This is a genomic window from Xanthomonas sp. NCPPB 4037, assembly GCF_041475695.2.
Taxonomy (GTDB): domain Bacteria; phylum Pseudomonadota; class Gammaproteobacteria; order Xanthomonadales; family Xanthomonadaceae; genus Xanthomonas; species Xanthomonas campestris.
In genome coordinates, this window is the sequence record NZ_CM191261.1 from 3,741,237 (window position 1) to 3,762,023 (window position 20,787).

Below are 20,787 nucleotides of genomic sequence, written 5' to 3' on the forward strand. Positions count from 1 at the left end.
GCATCACTGCTAAACGCGGTGGTGCCTGTTTTATTTTCGAGCCTGCATGCACATGCATGCGCAGCAGGTGCTGCACGCCGCAGCGCAGGCCCTGCAGCAATGCTGCGTCACCAGGACGCCAGTAGCGCATCCACTCCGCGCAGGTTGGCGCGATCGTTCCAATGCAGCGCATCGAGCTGCTCCAGGCGCAAGTCCGGCAGCTGCGTGAGCAACGCGGTAAGCGCAGCTTCCATCTCGATCAAGGCGAGTCGGTTGCCCAGGCAATGGTGGATGCCGCCACCGAATGACAGCGCACGCCCCTGCTGGCGCATCAGGTCCAGCGACTGCGGCGCACTGAACTGCCGCGTATCGTGGTTGGCCGCACCCAGCATCAGATACAGCATGGTGCCGGCGTGCAGCTGCACGCCATCGAGTTCAAAGTCCTGCAGCACCGTGCGCACCGCCATCTGCACCGAGCTGTCGTAGCGCATGCATTCAAGCACCGCATTGGGCATCAATGCCGGAGTGTTGCGCAGCAACGCCAACTGCTCGGGATGTTGGTGCAAGGCGATCAGCGCATTGCAGATCATGTTGGAGGTGGTTTCGTGGCCGGCGAAGAACAGCAGGATCACGTTGGAGACGATCTCATCGGTACTCAGGCGGCGGCCGTTGTCTTCGGCATGGATGAAGCGCGAGATCAGGTCGTCGCCCTGGCTGCCGCGGCGATCCTCGATGACCGCACGAAAATAGACATCCAGCTGGTTGTAAGCCGCAGCGGTGGTTTCCAGTTCTTCGGCGGTCATGATCGCGTCGAAGACCTTGCCCAGCGCGCTGGTCGCCTGGCCCACACCGGTGGCATCGGCAGGGTCGATATCCAGCATGCGGCAGATGATCGCAACCGGGAGCGGAAAGGCGAAATCCTTGAGCAGATCACCGCGACCATTTGCACGAAATTCCGCGATCAACTCCGCTGCACTGTCGGTGGCCACCTCGCGCATGCGCTCCATCTGCCGCGCGGTGAAGGCCTGGGTCATCAGCCCACGCAACTGTGTATGTGCCGGTGGATTGAGCAGCAGGAACATGCGGCTCATGCCCTGGAACAACGGCAGCTCCACCGCCGCCTCGCCATAGCGCAGGCGGATGCTTTCCAGATAATCACGGCCCATGTGGCGGTCGCTGAGCAGGCGGTCGACCACCGCGTAGTGACCGGTCATCAGCCGGTGCGGAGCGACCTCCACCAGTGGCCCCGCAGCGCGCAAACGTGCGTAGGTGGGGTACGGGTCTTGCCGAAAAGCCGGTGTTGCAAAGTCGCTGAGCTGCATAGTGGCTCCGTGCAATGCCTGCCTTCGCAGCCGCGAAGGCGGTATGGCGCGTGTGCGGCCAGGCGCCGCACACATCGACCGCGCCCAGTGTTGCGTGCTCATCGGCGCATGCCCTGCCGCAGCGCGAAGCGGTGTCCGGAAAGTCGAGGAGATCGGAGCGTTGAGGTGCGCCACGTGCAGGAGGTGGCTACTCGGCGGTCACCTGCTATTGGGAGAGGTTGGCCGGCGCAGCGGCTACTGCGCGGCGCGACGATGGGCGCTGTGTCTGCTCCGCTGGCAACCAGCCCACGCTGTGTCGGTCGCGGTCTTCGCCGGTGTTGCGGCGTGCAGGCAAGCAGGCTCTTGCGTTGCGCGATGTGCTGCCGCCGGGCGTGGCGCAGCTGTTGTTCGTGGAGCGAACAAGCCGGGAAGGCTGCGTCGGGCTCGCTAGCATCGCGGTGCGTGTGTGTTGACGCTGCGCCGCGGCAACGGTGCTGCACGTGCACTAAAGCGGAGCTGCGGGGCTCGCTGATGCGGAATCTCCCCCACAGGTAACGCGCCAACTGCAACTGTCCCGGACTGCGGCTGCGCTGAACTACGAAAGCAACTACAACCGCAGAGCGAGGCCCAACGCGCCGAGCAAACGATGCCCACGATTGCTACTGCCGGCCTACGCGATTCCCGCTTCGCCGCGGCCTCATCGCATCACGGTGGGTCAATAGCCCAGGCTGCGCCACACGCACGCAAGCAGTGCCGAGTGCCCGCGCCGGCATCGGCCTCTGCGCGCATCAGCACGCCACAATGACCACGCGACGCGTGCACTGGCTGCTTGCCACCGCACACGCTGCCGGCAGCCACGCAAAGATCTCCACGCATGTCGCATCACGTTAATCGAGCGCTGTGTACTATGGGCGTCCGGCCAACCGGACCGCCCCGCGGTCCTGTTCCCCTCGCGCCGGACTCCAGCAAACAGGTTGCATGCCCGCAGGCGATGCCCGGCGCAGTGCCGTTGGCTGGCTGCAACTCGCCGTCTCCCGGACACTCTCACAACGGATTGGAATGCATCACGACACCAGCCTCATCGACATCATTGCCGTCGGCCTCGCGGTCGCCTTCGTGCTGGGCACGCTCGCACAAAAGGTCAAGCTGTCGCCGCTGGTTGGCTATTTATTGGCCGGCGTGTGCGTCGGGCCATTTACGCCGGGCTTCGTGGCCGACCAGACCATGGCCAACCAGCTCTCCGAGCTGGGCGTGATGCTGCTGATGTTCGGTGTGGGCCTGCACTTCTCGCTCGACGACCTGATGGAAGTGAAGTGGATCGCGGTGCCCGGTGCGCTGGCGCAGATCGTGGTGGCCACGCTGCTGGGTTGGGCATTGGCATGGAGCATGGGCTGGCCGCTGATGCAGGGGCTGGTGTTCGGCCTGGCCTTGTCGGTGGCGAGCACCGTGGTCCTGCTGCGTGCGCTGGAAGAACGCCGCCTGCTGGAAACCCAGCGCGGCCGGATCGCAGTGGGTTGGTTGATTGTCGAAGACCTGGTGATGGTGATCGCGTTGGTGCTGCTGCCGGCGTTGGTCAACGTGCTCGGCGGCAGCGCCGGCGCTGCCGAACATGCCGGCGAGTCGACCTCGCTACTGGCCGCACTGGGCTGGACGCTGCTGAAGATGGTGGCCTTCGTCGCGGTGATGCTGGTGGTTGGGCGCCGGGTCATCCCATGGTCGCTGGAAAAGGTCGCTGCCACTGGCTCGCGCGAGTTATTCACCCTGGCCGTGCTCGGCATTGCGCTGGGCGTGGCGTTCGGGTCGGCGAAGTTGTTCGGCGTGTCGTTCGCGCTGGGGGCGTTCTTCGCCGGCATGTTGCTCAAGGAGTCCGAGCTCAGCCACAAGGCGGCCAGCGATTCGCTGCCGCTGCGCGATGCATTCGCGGTGCTGTTCTTCGTGTCGGTGGGCATGTTGTTCGACCCGATGATCCTGATCGCCCATCCCTGGCAGGTGCTGGCCACCTTCCTGACCGTGACCGTTGGCAAGTCGCTGGCGGCGTTCGTGATCGTGCGTGCCTTCGGCCACCCCACCGGCACCGCGCTCACCATTTCCACCAGCCTGGCGCAGATCGGCGAGTTCTCTTTCATCCTGGCCGGGCTCGGCGTGCAGTTGGCGATCCTGCCTGAAACCGGGCGCGACCTGATCCTGGCTGGCGCCTTGTTGTCGATCGTGGCCAACCCGTTCCTGTTCTCGTGGCTGGACCGTTGGCAGGCCAAGCAGGCGCAGGACGCCCCGGCGACGGTGGAGCCGGAACTGCCGCCCGGCCCGCCGCTGCAGCTGGATGGCCACGCCATCGTGATCGGCTATGGCCGCGTAGGCAGCGCGCTGGCGCAACTGCTGCGTAGCCGCGGCGTCCCGGTGCTGGTGATCGACGACAACGGCGACCATGTCGCCAAAGCACACGCGGCGGGCATTCCCGGTATCCGCGGCAGCGCCGCGGCCGACCGCGTGCTGGCCGAAGCGCGCCCGGAGCAGGCCAAGATTGCGATCCTGGCCATTCCGCAGCCGCTGGAAGCCGGTGAGGCACTGGCCAAACTGCGCGCGATCAACCCATCGCTGACCTTGCTGGCGCGCGCGCACAGCGATGCCGAGGTCAAGCACCTGCTCGAACACGGCGCCGACGGCGCAGTATTGGCCGAACGCGAGCTGGCGTACTCGCTGGCCGAGATGGTGATGTCCACCCCGCCGTATCGCGCATTGCGTGTGCCCGCGTCGTAATTGGCGACAGCACATCGCCTTTCAAAAAGACGCCCGCCAACACGCACTGTAGGCGGGCGTTTTGCTGTGCGGGTTCCACTGCGCCGCCATGCGGAAATGCGACTCGCGACCCATAAAAACGCCCTTCAACACACTTGATAATCATTCCCATCAAGCGCAGGATGAGCGCCCGTTCCCCTGGCGGCCTCATCCATGTCACTGCGTGTTGGCGTTCTGAATGCACTGCCGAGCGTGCAGCTGTGCGAACTGCTGGGCCGCATCGGCTACGGGTTCGTGGTGCTGGACCTGGAACACGTGCTGCGTGCGCCGGACGAACTGGAACACGCCATCCGCGCCTGCGAGCTGTCCGGTTGTGAGGCCTGGGTGCGGGTGCCGGAGGTGGACGGGAAACTGATCGGCCGCGTGCTGGATGCCGGCGCGCGGGGCATCGTGGTTCCGCGCGCCGAATCGGCTGCGCAGATCGCTGAGGCGATTGCCGCGGCACGCTTTCCGCCGCTGGGCCGGCGCGGCATCACTGGGGGCCGCGTCACCGGCTTCGGCAACGTCGATTTGCCCACCTATATCGCGCAGGCCAACCGCGACATCCGCATTGTGCCGATGATCGAAAGCGCGGCCGGCATTGCGGCGTTGCCGGAGATTCTGGCCGTGCCCGGCGTGACCCTGGTGATGGAAGGCGCGCTCGATCTTGCGCTGGATCTGGGCCTTGGGCCGCAGCCCACGCATCCGCAGGTGTGGGCCTTGCTGCTGCAAATGGACGCGCAATGCCGCAGCGCTGAGGTGCCGTTCTGCCCCAACCCACGTACCGACGCGCAACGCGCGCACTGGATGCAGCAACCGGATCTGCGCTGGCTGCTTGCCGGCGAAGACCGTGCCCTGATTCAACGCGCATTGCGCGCCCAGTTAGCCACCTTTGCCGCACCCATTTCATCACCCGCCTGCAGGAGCACGCCGTAGATGCCGACGTTCCGTTTCCATGCCCTGGCCATTGCCATCGCCGCCACCATCTTGAGCGCTGCACCGCTGGCGCAGGCCGGCGAGACCGACGGCACTGCGGTTGAGACCGACACTTCGATTCGCGCGCTCGATGCGGTGCAGGTGCAAGGCAGCCTGCTGGGACGCTCCAAGCCCGAAGACGTGCAGCGCTACGCCGGCAGCCGCCAGGTGATCGACCGCGAACAACTGCGCAATGGCGGCAATCGCTCATTGGACGATGCCCTGCAGCGCGTGCCCGGCATCAAGATCTTCGATGAAACCGGCACCGGAGCCCTGCCGCAAATCATGCTGCGCGGCCTGTACGAAAGCCGCAGCGGGCGCGTGCAGGTGCTGGAAGACGGCATTCCGCTCGCACTGGCGCCGTACGGGCAAACCAGCCTGTCGCTGTTCCCGGTGGGCTTGAACCAGATCGACCGCATCGACATCGTGCGCGGCGGCGCGGCCGTGCAATACGGGCCCAACAATGTGGGCGGCGTGATCAACCTGGTCAGCAACGAGATTCCCAGCGACTGGACCACTACCCTGGCGCACAAGATCACCGCCGGTGGCCAGGGCCAGTTCCTGCAGGACAGCGCGCTGAGCAGCGGTGGCTACGTCACCGACAACGTTGGCCTGCAGGTGGATGCCAACCGCACCTACGGCGAGTACTGGCGCACGCACAGCGACACCGACATCAGCAACCTGCGCGTGCGTGCGGAGTGGTGGATCGACGACACCAAGCTGCTCAAGGCCAGCGTGCAGCGGTATCTGGTGGACATGGATCTGGCCGGCGCGCTGAGCCCGGACGATTACCGCCGCGATCCACGCCAATCCACTCGGCCGCTGGACAGCTTCAACGGCCGCACCACGCGTGCCTCGTTGAGCTACGAGCAGGCGTTTGGCGACTGGGGCCCGCTGCAGGACGTGCGGCTGTCATGGACCAACTTCAGCGCGCGCAGCAGCCGCAACTTCATTGTGGGCATGCGCCAGGCTGCCACCGAAACCTGGCGTTCGGATCTGCCACCGCAACTGCGCCAGACGGCGCCACGTGATTTTCGTGTGGTTGGCAGTGAGCCGCGCCTGACCTGGCGCATGGGCGATGCCGGCGGCGTGCAGCAACAATGGACCGCCGGCGTACGTGCGGTGCATGAAGACATCGATTTTCTGGTCGGCAATCTGCGCCTGCGCGATGGCCTGTTCACCAGCGTGCGCGATTGGCAGTTCGAAGACCGTGCGTTGGCGGCCTATGTCAGCAACGCCATCACGCTGCCGGATGCGCGCCTGACCATCACCCCGGGCCTGCGCTATGAGCGGCTGGATTCGCGCTATTTCAACCGCACCACCGGTGTGAGCACGCTCAACCAGACCCGCGATGTGCTACCGGGCCTGACGGTTGGCTTCCAGGCCAACGACCAGTGGTTTGTGTATGCGGACGGGCAACGCTCGATGCGTGCGCCGCAGGTGACCCAGATCATCTTCGGCAACAATCTGGACGCGGAGCTGGCCTGGAATTACGAGCTCGGCACACGCTATCAACCCAATGAGCGCACCCGCATCCAGGTGGGCGCCTACCTGATCGATTTCGATCAGCAGATCCAGCTGGACAACACCACGCGGGTGTTCCGCAACCTCGGCAAGACCCGCCATCAAGGCGGTGAGCTGGAACTGCAATGGAGCCCGGAACAACTGCGTGCGCTGACCCTCAACGCCGGCTATGCGTATCTGGATGCACGGCAGGAATCGGGTGCGTTCGATGGCCTGCGCGTGCCTTACACCTCGCGCAACCAGATCACGTTGGGTGGCACCTACGCGCTCGGTCATACCACTGTCGCGCTGTCGAGTTACTACTTCAGCAAGGCTTATAGCGATGCCGCCAACACGGTGCAGGAAAATACCATTGCCTCGGTTGGCGAACTGCCGTCGTACTGGGTGTGGAATACGCAAGTGAGCCACACCTTGCTGGAACGCGGCGGGCAGAAGCTGAGTGCGTCGTTGGCGATCAACAACCTGTTCGACCGGCAGTACTGGTTCCGCGGCGTGGATACCAGCCCCTGGGGCCGCCAGGCTGCGCCCGGGCGCACCGTGACTGCAGGACTCGAATACACGTTCTGAGTTGCACCACGCGGCAGCCGCATCACGCTACCGCACTACCGAAGACAGTGCGCATGAAGTGCACTCCGCGCCGCGCCGCGCTGCGGCGATGCGACCTGCTGCGTCGTAGGCCACCCCGTGTCGCGTGTGCGACGCCAGGCAGCCCGCTCTACACCGGTTGACCCACCGTCCTGTCGAACGAGAGCTGCCATGAACGCAACACCCGATGCACCGCTGGTGATCCTGACCCACGTCTGCCACCCGGCAATCACCGATGGCTTCCTGCCTGCAGCACACGCGCAGGGTCTGCCGGTGTGGCTGCTGACCGACCATCGCCTGGAGCATCTTGCGCACTTCAACACGCATCCGGCGCACGCGCCGCAGCGGGTGATCGCCTGCGATGTGTTCAACCCGCTGGGCGTGCTGGACGTGCTGCACGACGCCGGCGTGCGCCCACGTGCGGTGTTCAGCAACAGCGATCACCTGCAGACCAGCACCGCGCTGGTGGCTGCCGGCCTGGCGCTGCCCGGCAAGGACTGGCAGGTGTGCTACGCCGCCAAGAACAAGGCGGCGATGCGCCAGCGCCTGCAGGCGCGTGGGCTGCCATCGCCCTGGTTTTGCACGCTGGCGCCGGGCGCGGCCTTGCCTGCGCAGATCCCGTGGCCGGTGGTGGCCAAACCGCGCGAGGGCGTGGCCAGCCTGGACGTGCGCCAGTGCGCCGATGCCGCGCAATTGCAGGCGTATCTGGACGATGTGTGGCAACGCCACCCGCAACGCACGGTGTTGCTGGAAGGCTTGCTGGAAGGTGACCTTTTCACGCTGGAAACGCTGGGCGACGGGCAGCACCTGCAGGCCATTGGCGGGTTCAAGGTGCGGCTGTCGCCGCCACCGCATTTTGTCGAATGCGAGGCGCAGTGGGATGCGCAGGTGGACACGCCGGTGATCGCGCAGGCGTTGGCGCAATTGCCTGCGTTCGGCGTGGGCTTCGGGCTGTGCCATAGCGAATTCATCCTCACCCGCGACGGGCCGGTGCTGGTGGAGATCAACTACCGCAGCATCGGCGACCGGCGCGAATTCCTGCTCGATGCAATGTTCGGCCAGCAGTGGTTTGCCGCCGCGCTGGCACCGCACCTGGGCCAGCCGCTGCCACTGCTGCACAGCGAGCGCACCCACGCATTGCTGCGCTATTACGTGGCCGAACATGCCGGCGAGCTGGTCAGTGCCAGCGACGACCGCCACCACCGCGGCGCGCACAGCGATGTGCAGTACCGCCGCATGCGCGTGCCCGGCGAGCAGATCCGGCTCAGCCATTCCAACAAGGATTACCTCGGCGTCTTGAGCGCACTGGCGCGCGATGCCGATGGACTGCAGCAGGCCGTGCAACAGGCCGAAGCCGGCCTGCAGTGGCGGATCGACCCACCGGAGCTGCGCGCATGAGCAACGCGACCGATCAGCACTACATCACCACCCGCATCATCGATGCCTGCCTGCGCGAAGATCTGCGCGGCATCGCCAGCCGCGGCAGCGCGGCCACGCCCGACGCCGCGCTGCTGGCGCACTGGGCCGCGCCGCAGCCGCCCACCCAGTGGTGGCGCATCACACACCTGCCCGATGGCACCGTGTGGCTACCGATTCAGCACGGCGGCTACCTGCAGCGGACCAGCGCGTGCACCGATCGCTGGCTGGTGCAGCGCGGCACGGCGGTGCAGCTGGAACACGGCGCGGCCGCCTGGCTGCAACGCATCAGCCAGGGGCTGGATCCGGACACGCAACAGTTGCACCGCGCCTACGCCGATGAAGCCGCGTGCGCCGCCGCACATCGCGGCCTGGCACGCGACGCCTATGCCGCCCAGGCACCGCACCTGGCGCAGGCCCTGCACGCAGCGGATGCGGCCGAGCGCGCGTACCGCTGCGACCAGCTGGCCAGCTACCGCGACCACCCGTTCTATCCCACCGCACGCGCCAAGGCCGGCTTGGCGCCCGCCGAACTGCGCGCCTACGCACCGGAATTCGCACCAACCTTCGCACTGCATTGGCTGGCCATTCCGCAGGCGCAGGTGAGTTGCACCAGCACGCCGCCTGCGGAGCTATGGCCGGACATCGCACGCGTGGGATTGCCGGCCGAACTCGCGCAGACACACCAGCTATGGCCGGTGCATCCGCTGGTGTGGGCGCGGCTGGAACAGGACGGGTTTGCACTTCCTGCCGGTAGCGTGCGTGCACCGCTGACGTACCTGCCGGTGCGCCCGACGCTGTCGGTGCGCACGCTGGTGCCGCTGCAGCATCCGCACCTGCATCTCAAACTGCCGATCCCGATGCGCACGCTCGGCGCATTGAACCTGCGCCTGATCAAGCCCTCCACGTTGTACGACGGCCATTGGCTGGAGCAGGCGCTGCGTCGCATCGATGCGCACGATGCCGCGCTGCGCGGGCGCTGCGTGTTCGTTGACGAATCCCACGGCGGGCACGTCGGGCAAACCCGACATTTGGCCTACCTGCTGCGGCGCTACCCACCGCTGGACACCGCCACCCTGGTGCCCGTGGCTGCGCTGTGCGCCCTGATGCCCGATGGCCGGCCGATGGCGATCCATCTGGCCGAGACCTTCAGCGGTGGCGACCTGCTGGCCTGGTGGCGCGACTACACCGAACTGCTGCTTGCCGTGCATCTGCGGCTATGGCTGCGCTATGGCATCGCGCTGGAAGCCAACCAGCAAAACAGCGTGCTGGTGTATGCGCCCGGCCAGCCCACGCGCCTGCTGATGAAGGACAACGACGCCGCACGCATCGCGCTGCCGCAGCTGCGCGCGAAACTGCCCGAGATCGACACGCTCGGCCCACTGCACGATGCACGCATTGCAGTGGACGATGTGCAGGCACTGGCGCAGATGTTCTGCACGATCGTGTTGCAGCTGGATCTGCAGGCCGTGCTCGAGGGCTTGGCCGAATGGCAACCCGCGTTGCGGGCACCGCTGTATGCGCAGCTGCAGGCGCAACTGGCGCAGACGCTGGCGCAGCTGGACGCCGGGCGCATCGACACCGCACCGGCGCGGCGCTTGCTCGCCGCACCGCAGTTGCCCGTGAAGTACCTGCTCAGCGCCGGCAGCCTGCTGAGCAAAAAGCACACAGGTGCGGCCGATATCAACAAGTTCTACGGCGACAGCGCACCCAACCCGTTCGGCACGGCCTTCGCCGATGCCGATCACGCGGCACTGCGCCGGCAGGTGGCGCAGCGATGAAGCGCATCCTCGGCCCGGTGCTGGCTGCGCATTACCTGGCCGCCTTCACCGCACTGGGCATGCCACTGTTTCTGCCGCAGGTGTTGGCCGAACTGGCACCGTCGGCGGCAATCGGTTGGAGCGGCGTGCTGTATGTGCTGCCAACCCTGTGCACCGCACTCACCGCGAGCACCTGGGGGCGGCTGGCCGATCGGTATGGACGCAAGCGTTCGCTGCTGCGTGCCCAACTCGGGCTGGCGCTGGGCTTTGCAATCGCCGGCTTCGCACCCACCCTGCCCTGGCTGGTGGTCGGGCTGATCGTGCAGGGCACCTGCGGCGGCTCATTGGCGGCGGCCAACGCGTACCTGGCCAGCCAGCCGCAGGCTGGGCCATTGGCGCGTGCACTGGACTGGACCCAGTACTCGGCACGGTTGGCGATGGTCAGTGCGCCGGCCTTGCTCGGGCTTGCGGTGGCGCTGGGGCCGGCGCAAGCCTTGTACCGCGCGTTGGCGCTACTGCCGCTGGTGGCCTTCGCGCTGACCTGGCGCTTGCCGGCCGACCAACCGGCTCCACCCGCCCACAGCCCGCGCACCGCATCGCCACGCGCCACCCAGGCACTGCCCTCCATGGCCAGCGCGAATTGGCCGGCATTGATGGTGGCGCAGTTCCTGTTCTGCTTCGCGATGGTTGTGACGTTTCCGTATTTCATTCCGTATGCGCTGGCGCGCGGTGCCGGGCACGACGCGTTGGCTGGCCTGCTCTACAGCCTGCCGCATCTGGTTTATCTGGTGGTGTTGCCGTGGTGGCGCCGCGGCGATGGCGCGGCCTGGCTGGTGCCGGGCTTGCTGGTGTTTGCACTGGCCTGCGCATGGCAGGCGTTTCTCGACGACACCGTGGCATTGGCGGGTGCGCGCCTGCTGTTCGGGCTGGGCATGTTGTTCGGCCTGCGTGGGCTCAACCGCAGCCTGGCTGCCGTGGCCACTGGCCAGGGCGCCGGGCGTCTGTTCGGCCGCTTCGATGCCTGCGGCAAATGGGCCGGCGTGCTGGCCGGCGTCGCCGCCGGTGCGCTGACCCAGCGCTGGGGCCCGACCACACCGTTCCTGGCCGCCGCCCTGGCGGCCGCCGCTGCTGCGCTCACCGTCCTGGTGCGCTTTCCGTCGAGGAGAATTGCCGATGTCGCCGCACACGATGCCTGACCCCTGGTTCGACAGCATGGCCGATGCGCAGGCCTGCGCCTGCTGGTTGAATTGCTACCTGCGCGAGTTCGCCATCCCGCGTGGTACTGCCGACTTCGACTACACCGGCCCGGATCGCCCCGGCGCACGCACCGCAGACGACCGCTGGCTGCGGATCGCATTGGGGGACGCGGGCGTGCTGTGCGTGCGCATTGCCCATGCCGACCGGCTGGGCCGCTGCCGGTTCGTGTCCACGCCGTTCCTCAAGGCCGCCGGGCAGCCCTGGCAAAGCCTGGACGGGCATGCCTTGGCGCGCAGCCTGCTGCAGGCACTGGGCAGCACACATGCGGTCAACCCGGAACTGTTGGCGCAAAGCGACAACAGCGTGGCAATCACCGCCGCGTTACTGCGCCAGGCACAGGCCGCCACGCCCACCGGCGATACGTTGATCGATGCCGAACAGGCCTTGCTGTGGGGCCACGCACTGCACCCCACGCCCAAAAGCCGCGAAGGTGTGGCGCTGGCGCAGGTCCTGGCCTGCGCACCGGAAGCACGTGCGGCGTTTGCGTTGTACTGGTTCCGCATCGACCCGCGCCTGCTGCGCGTGCAGGGCCGCGATGTGCGTGCCACCTTGCAACAGCTCAGCGGCCACGCCGATCTGTACCCCTGCCACCCGTGGGAAGTGCAACGCCTGCGCGATGATCCGCTGCTGCAGGAATTGCAGGCGCGCGGCGCGATCACAGCTGTCGGCGTGTTAGGTGAGCCACTGCGGCCCACCTCGTCGGTGCGCACGCTGTACCACCCGGCGCTGGCGTATTTCCTCAAGTGTTCGGTGCATGTGCGCTTGACCAACTGCGTGCGCAAGAACGCCTGGTATGAGCTGGAAAGCGCGGTGGCGCTGACGCATCTGCTGGCACCGAGCTGGCAGGCACTGGCCGCGCAGGTGCCCGGCTTCGACGTGATGCTGGAACCGGCCGCCACCTCGCTGGATGTCACCCAGTTCGACCCGGCATTGGCCGCAGCAGATCCGCTGGCTACGCGTGCGTTGGCCGAGAGCTTCGGCATCCTGTATCGGCAGGCGCCGACCGCCGCACAACGTGCGCGCTGGCGCCCGCAAGTGGCGGCCGCGCTGTTCACCAGCGATGCGCAGGGCCACAGCGTGGCGGCCGCTGCGCTGCGTGCGCACAGCGTCCATCGCCTGAACCGGCACACCGCCACCGTGCTTTGGTTTCGCGCATATGCCGGGCTGCTGCTGGATGGTGTGTGGAGTGCGCTATTCCAGCACGGCATTGCGCTGGAACCGCATCTGCAGAACACCGTGATCGGCTTCAGCGATGGCTGGCCCACGCGCGTGTGGATCCGCGATCTGGAAGGCACCAAGCTGCTCGCGCAACGCTGGCCGGCTGCCCGCCTGCATGGCGTGGGCGAGCGCGCACGGCAGTCGCTGTACTACACACCCGAGCAGGCCTGGAACCGCGTGGCCTACTGCGCGCTGGTCAACAATCTGGCCGAAGCGATCTTCCACCTGAGCGATGGCGACGCGGTCCTGGAAGCACGCCTGTGGCAGTGCGTGGCCGAGATTGCCGCACGCTGGCAGCAGCGCAATGGCCCGCAGCCGGCGCTGCAAGGCCTGATCGATGGCGCACCGCTGCCCGGCAAGAACAACCTGGGCACGCGGCTGCTGCAACGTGCAGATCGTCAATCGGACTACACCGCCCTGCCCAACCCCATCGCGCCAATGCATGCCGTGCAGCAGGTGGCCGCATGAGCCTGCAGATCGATGCCACGGCGGTGCGCGCAGCGGTGGCGCAGTTACGTGCGCACAGCGACGCCCCGCTATGTGCGTACGTCTACGACCTGGCCGCACTGGATGCGCACGCAGCATGGATGCGTGCGCAGCTACCGCCCGGCTGCACGCTGTTCTACGCCGCCAAGGCCAATGCCGAACCGCAGATCCTGCAGACGCTGGCGCCCTATGTGGATGGGTTCGAAGCCGCATCCGGTGGCGAGCTCGCCTGGCTGCACCAGCAGCAACCGGATGCGGCGTTGCTGTTTGGTGGGCCGGGCAAACTGGAGAGCGAACTGGCGCAGGCCGTGCGCCTGCCCGACTGCACCGTGCATGTGGAAAGCCTGGGCGAATTGCAGCGGCTGGCGGCAATTGCGCGGCAGATCGCCCAGCCCGACCGCCGGCGCATTCCGGTGTTCCTGCGCATGAACATCGCCGTGCCCGGTGCACAGACCACGCGTTTGATGATGGGCGGCCAACCATCGCCATTCGGGCTGGACCCGGACGACCTGGATGCTGCGCTGCTGCAGCTACGCGCCAGCCCGGCACTGGAGTTGCGCGGCTTCCATTTCCACCTGATGTCGCACCAACGCGATGCCGCCGCGCAGCTGCACCTGATCGCGGCGTATCTGCGCACCGTGCAGCACTGGCGGCAGCGCCATGGCCTGGGCCCGCTGCTGGTCAATGCCGGCGGCGGCTTCGGCGTGGATTATCTAACGCCAGAGGCCTCGTTCGACTGGGCAGGCTTCTGCGCCGGCCTGCCCGCCGTGCTGCACGCGCACGGCGACGGCCTGCAACTGCGCCTGGAACCGGGCCGCTATGTCAGCGCCAGCTGCGGCTGGTACCTGATGGAGGTGCTGGACATCAAGCGCAGCCACGGCGCGTGGTTTGCGATTGCCCGTGGCGGCACCCATCACTTCCGCACGCCGGCTGCGCAAGGCCACGACCATCCGTGCGTGGTGGTGCGCGGTGCACACGCACCGGTGCTGCGCGACACCCCAGTCACCCTGGTCGGCCAGCTCTGCACGCCCAAGGATGTGCTGGCCCGCAATCAGCGCGTTGCAGCGCTCGCCCCCGGCGACTGCCTGGCCTTCCCGCTGGCGGGTGCGTATGCGTGGAATATTTCGCATCAGCAGTTCCTGATGCACCCGCCACCGCAGATGGTGTTTTTGCCGGTACACGCTCAGGCAACCGCCACCACCGGCACGCGAATGTCGGCGCGCAAGTCGGCTTCGGCCACGGTCTCGGGGTCGTCGAGGTAGAAGTAGTGCAGCGGCGCGTCGCGCAGTGCGTGGCCGCTGCCGGGTAGCCAGTCGGCGAGCAGGCGGTCGAGCGCGTCTTCCAGACCGGCATAGCTGCCGGTGTGGCGCAGCACGGCGTGCGCGCCCTCGCCGAGCACACGCACGTGCAGCGGCGCCGGCGGCGCAACAGCGGTGGCGAAGGCGATGCCGCACTCGAACAGATGCTGCTGCGCTGGCACGTCGCGGTGGTCGCTGAGTGGCACACCGATCAGTGCGTGCAGGTGCTCGATCACGCCTGCACGCTCGGCCCAGGCGGCGATGCGGCCAAAGCCACGATCCAGGTCATCGAAGGCGCCGCGCTGACGCAGCACCACCACTTCCAGCGGCTCCAGCCATTGCACGGTGACCTGCAGCGGCGCGGGCGCAGCGTGCGGTGCCAGCGCGGGCGTGGCGAGCTGCTGCAGGGTCTGGGCGCGTATCGCCGGCGCCTGCCGCAGACTGCTCGGGCTCACCTGCAGCAGCGCGCGGAACGCACGCGCCAGCGCCTGCGGGGTCTGGTAGCCCACCGCCAGCGCTACCTCGGTAATGCTGCGGCCTGGCTCGCCGAGCAGATGCACGGCCTGGCTCAGGCGCAGGCGGGCGGTGGTCTGGCCCAGCGTTTCCCCCGCCAGCGCGCGGTAGACCCGGTGGAAGTGATGCGGCGACTGGTGCGCCACCGCGGCCAGCGCGGCCAGATCCGGCAGCGGGCTGCCTGCGCGGATGCTGTCCTGCAAATGGGCCACGACACGTTCGACGTTGCGGTGGCGGTGCGCGGTGGCTGCGTCATGCATGGGCGGGTCCTCGTCTGTGCGCCCAGCATCGCCGAACACGCGGGCGTGTGCGGTCCCGATCTTGCGCAGCATGCCAACGGGCAGCGTGCTCAACCACGCCACATGGCACCGCCTAGCCGGCGTACACCGCCAGGCCTACCAGCACGGCGGTCTCGCTGAGTTCGATCAGTGCGCCACAGGTGTCGCCGGTCATGCCGCCGAGCCGGCGCAGGCAGGCGCGCCGCCACAACGCAAACACCAGCGCAGCGATCCCGCAGGCCAGCGCCGCACGTGCAGGGCCCGCCACGCAGGCAACCCCCACTGCAGCGGCCACGGCCAGCACGCAGACCGTGCGGCTGGCGCCGGCCAGCGCGCTTCCCAGGCCGCCGGCGCGCACGTACGGCGTGCTCGCAAATGCCGCCACCACCGCGGCGCGTGCCAACAGCGGCGCCAGCCACAGCGCCGCTGGCGCAGCCGGCAACAATGTCGTCAGCGCGGCGCACTTGAGCAACAGCATCAGCACCACCGCAGTCACCGCCATCGGGCCGCTGGTGGGGTCCTTCATGATGGCCAGCGTGCGTGCGCGGTCGCCCATGCTACCAACCCAGGCATCGGTGCTGTCGGCCAGCCCATCCACGTGCAGCGCGCCGGTCAGCCAGACCCAGCTGCTCAGCACGATGGCGGCGGCCAGCAGCGGAGCGGCGCCGCGCAGGCACCACGCCAACGCCAGCAGCAAGACGCCCAGCAGCAGCCCGACCAGCGGGTACCACGGCAACGAACGCGCCTGCGCGCCGGGGCGGGTAAATGCCCAGGCCGGCACCGGAATGCGGGTCAGGAAGCCCACCGCCGCAAGCAGCCCATCGATCATGCCTGCGCGGTGGCCGCAGTCATCGGCGGCCAGCGCAGCGGATGCAGCGAGGCATGCGGCACTGCCAGCTCGGTCATGTGGCCGAAGCCATCGCCCGCGACCAGGCAGCGCAACGCGCGGATCGCACCGCCATGGGTCACCACCAGCACGCGCTGCGCAGGGTAAGTGGCCACGATCGCATCCAGCGCCGCAGCCAGCCGCGCGCAGAACGCCTCGAAGGGCTCGGCCTCCGGTGGCGGATACTGCAACGGGTCCGACCAGAAGCGCCCCAGTGCCGCGCCTTCATCGCGATCGATCTCGGCCACCGGTACGCCCTGCCAGCGACCAAAATGGTATTCGCGCAGGCGGGGATCCAGCTGCAGCGGCAGGCCGCGCGCCGTTGCGAATTCAGCAGCAAACAAGGCGCAGCGCTGCAGCGTGGAGGCCACCACCACATCCCATTCGCCCGCGGCGGTGGCATCGCGCAGCTGCTGCCAGCCGGTGGCGGTGAGCGGGTCGTCGAGCTGTCCGCGATAGCTGCGCTGGCCAGTGTCGCCATGCCGCAGCAAGGTGATCTGCGCGCTCATGCGTCCGAGACCCCCGCCTCGGCAAAGGTCGCCATGCCGTTGTGCAGGGCGCAGGCGGTGCGCAGCAGCGGGATGGCCACCGCCGCGCCGCTGGCTTCGCCCAGGCGCAGGTCCAGTTGCAGCAGCGGCTCGGCCTCCAGTGCGCGGAGCAAGGCGGCGTGGCCGCGCTCCTGCGAGCGATGGCCGAACAACAGCCATTCGCGCACGCCGGGATTCAAATGCACCGCCACCAGCGCCGCGGCCGTGCTGATAAAGCCATCCACCAGCACCGGGATGCCGGCCTGAGCAGCCGCGATATACGCCCCAACCAGCGCGGCGATTTCAAAACCACCAAGCCGGCGCAGCCGCTCCAGCGGTGTGGCGGCGTCGGCATGCACGGCCAGCGCGCGGGTGATCACGGTGGCCTTGTGCGCAATGCCTTCGGCGTCCAGGCCGGTGCCGGCGCCGGCCATGGCCTGCGGAAATTGCGAGAGCAGCGCGCAGCTCAGCGCGGCAGCGGCGGTGCTGTTGCCGATGCCCATTTCGCCGCCAACAAACAGCTGCGTGCCGCAGGTGCGCGCCTGCGCGATGCTCTCTGCGCCGGCCGCCAATGCGTCGCGCAATTGCGCCGGCGTCATCGCCGCCTGCTCGCAGATATTGGCGCACGCCGGTGCGATCCAGGCGCGGCGGACGCGTGGCAACTCGCCGGGGTCGTTGACCACGCCCAGGTTCACCACTTCCAGCCGGGCGCCGAGTTCGCGCGCCAGCACCGCAATGGCCGCACCGCCGCGCGCGAAGTTGCGCACCATCTCGCCGGTCACCGCCTGCGGAAACATCGACACGCCTTCAGCGGCCACGCCGTGGTCGGCGGCATACACCGCAATCCAGATGCGTTGCACGGTGGGTTGTTCATTGCGTTGCCAGGCGGCAAATTGCACCGCCAGTTGCTCCAGCCGGCCCAGCGCGCCGGGCGGCTTGGTCAATTGCTCCTGCCGCGCCAGCGCCGCTGCCTGCACCCGCGCATCCGGCACCGCGCAGGCGCCCTGGATCCACTCGATACTCACACCGCCTCTCCTTTCAACACCATGGGCAGGCCGGCCACCACGAACACGACCCGCTCGCACTGTAGCGCCAATGCCTGGTGCAGCCGGCCGGCTTCGTCGACAAACCGGCGCGTCAGTTCGCCCAGCGGCACGATGCCCTGCCCCACCTCGTTGCTGACCAGCACAAGTTGCCCGGGCAACTGGCCCAGCGTGGCCAGCAGCGCCTCGCGCTCACGGGCGAACACCGCGCTGTCGGGGTGGCCCAACAGGTTGCTCAGCCACAGCGTGAGGCAATCCACCAGCACGCAGCGGCCCGGTGCGGCCACCGCCTGCAGGGTGGCGGCCAACGCGATGGGTTCTTCCACGCACTGCCAGTGCGCCGGCCGGCTGCCACGGTGATGGGCGATGCGCGCGGCCATTTCGCCATCGAAGGCCTGTGCGGTGGCCAGATACACCACCTCCAGCCCGGAGGCGGCGGCAATGCGCTCGGCGAATGCGCTCTTGCCCGAGCGCGCGCCACCCAGAATCAATTGGCGCATGCCGGCTCCCCGAGGGTGAGCCGCGTCAGTGCGGCGATGTCCAGATGGGCGTGCACGGTGTCGGCCAGGCGTTCGAGCGTGGCTTCGCGCAGGCTGGCCAGGTCCAGCGGTGCGGCGTCGGCAAGCCCGGCCCAGGCGAGCAGTGCGGCCAGCGCCGCGGGGTGGTCGAAGATGCCGTGCAGATAGGTGCCCATGACCTGACCATCTTCCGACACTGCACCGTCACAGCGGCCATCGTCCAGCTGCAGCAGCGGCCGCGCCAGCGCGGCACCGGTGCTGAGGCCGCAATGGATTTCGTAGCCGCTGACCGCCGCGCCACTGGGCAGCAAGCGGCCACCAACGCGGTGCAATTGCTTGTGCGGCTGCAATGCGGTTTGCAGTGCCAGCCAGCCCAGCCCCGCGCTGCTGCCGGGTGCGCCTTCGATGCCGTGCGGGTCGTGCACCTGTTCGCCCAGCATCTGCAGGCCGCCGCAGATGCCGAGCAGCTTGCCGCCGTAGCGCAGATGCCGCGCGATCGCCGCTTCCCAGCCCTGCGCGCGTAACCAGGCCAGATCCTGGCGGGTGGACTTGCTGCCCGGCAGCACGATCAGGTCGCACGGCGGCGCTGACTGGCCTGGCCCGATCAGCTGCACGTCCACCTGCGGGTGCGCCAGCAAGGCGTCCAGATCGGTGTGGTTGCTGATCCGCGGCAACACCGGCACCGCCACGCGCAGGCGCGCCTGCGGCTTGTGCACCGGGCCACGCGGCAACGCATCCTCGGCATCGAGCTGCAGGCCATGCAGATACGGCAGCACGCCGAGCACCGGTTTGCCGGTTTCGCGCTCCAGCCACGCCAGGCCGGGCTGCAGCAGCGCGAGATCGCCACGGAAGCGATTGATCACGAAACCGGCCACCCGTGCGCGCTCGCTCGGGGACAGCAACGCCAGCGTGCCGACCAGATGGGCGAACACGCCGCCGCGGTCGATGTCGGCGATCAGGATCACTGCGCAATCCACCGCCTCGGCATAACCCATATTGGCGATGTCGTGTTCACGCAGATTGATTTCCGCCGGACTGCCGGCACCTTCCACCAGCAGCACGTCGAAACGTTCCACCAGCCGCGCGTGCGAGGCCAGCACCGCCGCGCGTGCGGTGCGTTTGTAGGCGTGGTACCCCACCGCATCCAGCGTGGCCACCGGATGCCCGTGCACGATCACCTGCGCGCCGGTGTCGCTGTTGGGCTTGAGCAGCACCGGGTTGAAATCGGTGTGTGGCGGCAACCCGCAGGCCTGCGCCTGCACTGCCTGGGCCCGGCCGATTTCGCCGCCATCCACGGTGACCGCGGAATTGAGCGCCATGTTCTGCGGCTTGAAAGGGGCCACCGCAACGCCTCGACGATGCAGCCAGCGGCACAGCGCGGCCACCAACGTGCTCTTGCCCGCATCGGAGGTGCAGCCCTGCACCATCAGCACGCGCGCACTCATGCCTGCAGTTCCTGCAGGGCAGCGGCCAGGCGCGCTTCGCCGGCGACATCCGCCGGCAGCCCGAAGCGCAGGCTGGCGGGCGTTTCGAACAGGCGGGTGAGAATGCCGCGCTGCGCCAGCGCGGTGTGCAGTGCAGGCGCATCGTCGCGGCGGCACCACTGGAAGAACGCCGTGCCCGCGGCTGGCACCAGCCCGTGCGTGGTCAACAGCGCGGCCAGGCGTTGCGAGGCACTATGCAAGCGTGCGCGCGCCTGCGTCTGCCATTGCGTATCCATCAACGTCTGCTGCACGGCCCAGCGCGTGGGGCCGGCCAGCGTCCATGGCCCGAGCTGCTCGCGCAGCGCCTCCAGCAACGTGGCATGCGCACACACGAATCCGGCACGCGCCCCGGCCATGCCGAAGAACTTGCCCACCGAGCGCAACACCACCAGCCCGGGCAAGTGGGTGTGTGCGCACAGGCTGTGCTGCGGCGTGGCATCCATGAAGGCTTCGTCCACCACCAGCCAGCCACCACGTGCAGCCAGCCGCGCATGCAGCTGCAGCAGCGTGGCGCTGTCGAAGGTGTCGGCGCAGGGATTGTTCGGATGGATCAAGACGATGACGTCGCAGTGCGCGTCCGCCTGCAACAGCGGCTGTGCCGGCATCGGCAGCACGGTGTGACCGGCGCGCTGCCAGGCCTGTGCGTGCTCCGCATAGCCCGGTGCCAGCACGCCCACGCGGCTGGGTGCGCGCAGCGTCGGCAGTGCCTGGATCGCGGCCTGCGAGCCGGCCACCGGCAGCAGCTGCGGCGCGCCGTAATAGGCGGCGGCAGATGCGCCCAGGCCATCGTCGTCCTCGGGCAGGCGTTGCCAGTGCTGCGCCGGAATGGCCGGTACCGGCCAGGCGAACGGGCTCACGCCGGTGGACAGATCCAGCCAGTGCTCCAGCGCAATGCCATAGGTCTGCGCAGCGCGGCGCAGGCGTCCACCGTGTTCAAGCATGCTTGGCTCCAGTCATCCAATGG

General features: G+C 68.1%; 16 protein-coding genes. 8 read left to right on the forward strand and 8 right to left on the reverse strand.

Going from position 1 to position 20,787, the window contains the following annotated elements; translation table 11 throughout:
• Positions 1–107 precede the first annotated feature (107 nt).
• Positions 108–1,301, reverse strand: coding sequence for a cytochrome P450 (locus tag ACCQ01_RS16610; RefSeq protein ID WP_228431884.1), 1,194 nt, complete (start codon positions 1,299–1,301; stop codon positions 108–110).
• Between the two features lie 1,038 nt (positions 1,302–2,339).
• Here ACCQ01_RS16610 and ybaL point away from each other — a divergent pair.
• From ybaL to ACCQ01_RS16650, 8 genes are all read left to right on the forward strand, one after another.
• Positions 2,340–4,037 carry a YbaL family putative K(+) efflux transporter gene (gene ybaL / locus ACCQ01_RS16615; protein WP_228431883.1) on the forward strand — a complete coding sequence of 566 codons (1,698 nt, stop codon included), beginning with the start codon at positions 2,340–2,342 and terminating at the stop codon, positions 4,035–4,037.
• A gap of 192 nt (positions 4,038–4,229) precedes the next feature.
• Positions 4,230–4,991, forward strand: coding sequence for an HpcH/HpaI aldolase family protein (locus ACCQ01_RS16620; RefSeq protein ID WP_228431882.1), 762 nt, complete (start codon positions 4,230–4,232; stop codon positions 4,989–4,991).
• Complete coding sequence (locus ACCQ01_RS16625) at positions 4,992–7,121, forward strand: TonB-dependent receptor family protein (RefSeq protein ID WP_228431881.1); 2,130 nt, start codon at positions 4,992–4,994, stop codon at positions 7,119–7,121.
• Between the two features lie 189 nt (positions 7,122–7,310).
• Positions 7,311–8,537, forward strand: a complete 1,227-nt coding sequence (locus ACCQ01_RS16630) for an ATP-grasp domain-containing protein (RefSeq protein ID WP_228431880.1) — start codon at positions 7,311–7,313, stop codon at positions 8,535–8,537.
• Complete coding sequence (locus ACCQ01_RS16635) at positions 8,534–10,336, forward strand: IucA/IucC family protein (RefSeq protein WP_228431879.1); 1,803 nt, start codon at positions 8,534–8,536, stop codon at positions 10,334–10,336. Before ACCQ01_RS16630 ends, ACCQ01_RS16635 begins: the two co-directional genes overlap by 4 nt.
• On the forward strand, positions 10,333–11,511 hold the full coding sequence (locus ACCQ01_RS16640) for an MFS transporter (RefSeq protein WP_115006307.1): 1,179 nt from the start codon (positions 10,333–10,335) through the stop codon (positions 11,509–11,511). Before ACCQ01_RS16635 ends, ACCQ01_RS16640 begins: the two co-directional genes overlap by 4 nt.
• Positions 11,489–13,258: an IucA/IucC family protein gene (locus ACCQ01_RS16645; protein WP_228431878.1), complete on the forward strand. Its 1,770-nt coding sequence runs from the start codon at positions 11,489–11,491 to the stop codon at positions 13,256–13,258. The genes ACCQ01_RS16640 and ACCQ01_RS16645 overlap by 23 nt, the downstream gene beginning before the upstream one ends.
• Positions 13,255–14,538 (forward strand): type III PLP-dependent enzyme, encoded by a 1,284-nt coding sequence (locus ACCQ01_RS16650; protein ID WP_228431877.1) that lies wholly within the window; start codon positions 13,255–13,257, stop codon positions 14,536–14,538. The genes ACCQ01_RS16645 and ACCQ01_RS16650 overlap by 4 nt, the downstream gene beginning before the upstream one ends.
• Here ACCQ01_RS16650 and ACCQ01_RS16655 read toward each other — a convergent pair.
• From ACCQ01_RS16655 to cobD, 7 genes are all read right to left on the reverse strand, one after another.
• Positions 14,460–15,347, reverse strand: coding sequence for an AraC family transcriptional regulator (locus ACCQ01_RS16655; RefSeq protein ID WP_228431876.1), 888 nt, complete (start codon positions 15,345–15,347; stop codon positions 14,460–14,462). The genes ACCQ01_RS16650 and ACCQ01_RS16655 overlap by 79 nt on opposite strands.
• A gap of 112 nt (positions 15,348–15,459) precedes the next feature.
• The gene (locus ACCQ01_RS16660) at positions 15,460–16,194 is read right to left on the reverse strand and encodes an adenosylcobinamide-GDP ribazoletransferase (protein ID WP_228431875.1); all 735 of its coding nucleotides are present in this window, start codon (positions 16,192–16,194) and stop codon (positions 15,460–15,462) included.
• On the reverse strand, positions 16,191–16,760 hold the full coding sequence (locus ACCQ01_RS16665; RefSeq protein ID WP_228418300.1) for a histidine phosphatase family protein: 570 nt from the start codon (positions 16,758–16,760) through the stop codon (positions 16,191–16,193). Before ACCQ01_RS16665 ends, ACCQ01_RS16660 begins: the two co-directional genes overlap by 4 nt.
• Positions 16,757–17,803, reverse strand: coding sequence for a nicotinate-nucleotide--dimethylbenzimidazole phosphoribosyltransferase (gene cobT / locus ACCQ01_RS16670; RefSeq protein ID WP_014508664.1), 1,047 nt, complete (start codon positions 17,801–17,803; stop codon positions 16,757–16,759). Before cobT ends, ACCQ01_RS16665 begins: the two co-directional genes overlap by 4 nt.
• Positions 17,800–18,321, reverse strand: coding sequence for a bifunctional adenosylcobinamide kinase/adenosylcobinamide-phosphate guanylyltransferase (cobU, locus tag ACCQ01_RS16675; protein ID WP_040940823.1), 522 nt, complete (start codon positions 18,319–18,321; stop codon positions 17,800–17,802). The genes cobT and cobU overlap by 4 nt, the downstream gene beginning before the upstream one ends.
• Entirely contained in the window at positions 18,309–19,784 is a 1,476-nt protein-coding gene (locus ACCQ01_RS16680; protein WP_228431874.1) for a cobyric acid synthase, read from the reverse strand. Before ACCQ01_RS16680 ends, cobU begins: the two co-directional genes overlap by 13 nt.
• Positions 19,781–20,764: a threonine-phosphate decarboxylase CobD gene (cobD, locus tag ACCQ01_RS16685; protein WP_228431873.1), complete on the reverse strand. Its 984-nt coding sequence runs from the start codon at positions 20,762–20,764 to the stop codon at positions 19,781–19,783. Before cobD ends, ACCQ01_RS16680 begins: the two co-directional genes overlap by 4 nt.
• Between the last annotated feature and the right edge of the window lie 23 nt (positions 20,765–20,787).

Coding starts and splice junctions, on each gene's coding strand:
- ACCQ01_RS16660 (WP_228431875.1), bottom strand. CDS start 16,194: ATGATCGATGGGCTGCTTGCGGCGGTGGGCTTCCTGACCCGCATTCCG.
- ACCQ01_RS16640 (WP_115006307.1), top strand. CDS start 10,333: ATGAAGCGCATCCTCGGCCCGGTGCTGGCTGCGCATTACCTGGCCGCC.
- ACCQ01_RS16620 (WP_228431882.1), top strand. CDS start 4,230: ATGTCACTGCGTGTTGGCGTTCTGAATGCACTGCCGAGCGTGCAGCTG.
- ybaL (WP_228431883.1), top strand. CDS start 2,340: ATGCATCACGACACCAGCCTCATCGACATCATTGCCGTCGGCCTCGCG.
- ACCQ01_RS16625 (WP_228431881.1), top strand. CDS start 4,992: ATGCCGACGTTCCGTTTCCATGCCCTGGCCATTGCCATCGCCGCCACC.
- ACCQ01_RS16650 (WP_228431877.1), top strand. CDS start 13,255: ATGAGCCTGCAGATCGATGCCACGGCGGTGCGCGCAGCGGTGGCGCAG.
- cobD (WP_228431873.1), bottom strand. CDS start 20,764: ATGCTTGAACACGGTGGACGCCTGCGCCGCGCTGCGCAGACCTATGGC.
- ACCQ01_RS16630 (WP_228431880.1), top strand. CDS start 7,311: ATGAACGCAACACCCGATGCACCGCTGGTGATCCTGACCCACGTCTGC.
- cobU (WP_040940823.1), bottom strand. CDS start 18,321: ATGCGCCAATTGATTCTGGGTGGCGCGCGCTCGGGCAAGAGCGCATTC.
- ACCQ01_RS16610 (WP_228431884.1), bottom strand. CDS start 1,301: ATGCAGCTCAGCGACTTTGCAACACCGGCTTTTCGGCAAGACCCGTAC.
- ACCQ01_RS16635 (WP_228431879.1), top strand. CDS start 8,534: ATGAGCAACGCGACCGATCAGCACTACATCACCACCCGCATCATCGAT.
- ACCQ01_RS16680 (WP_228431874.1), bottom strand. CDS start 19,784: ATGAGTGCGCGCGTGCTGATGGTGCAGGGCTGCACCTCCGATGCGGGC.
- ACCQ01_RS16665 (WP_228418300.1), bottom strand. CDS start 16,760: ATGAGCGCGCAGATCACCTTGCTGCGGCATGGCGACACTGGCCAGCGC.
- ACCQ01_RS16655 (WP_228431876.1), bottom strand. CDS start 15,347: ATGCATGACGCAGCCACCGCGCACCGCCACCGCAACGTCGAACGTGTC.
- ACCQ01_RS16645 (WP_228431878.1), top strand. CDS start 11,489: ATGTCGCCGCACACGATGCCTGACCCCTGGTTCGACAGCATGGCCGAT.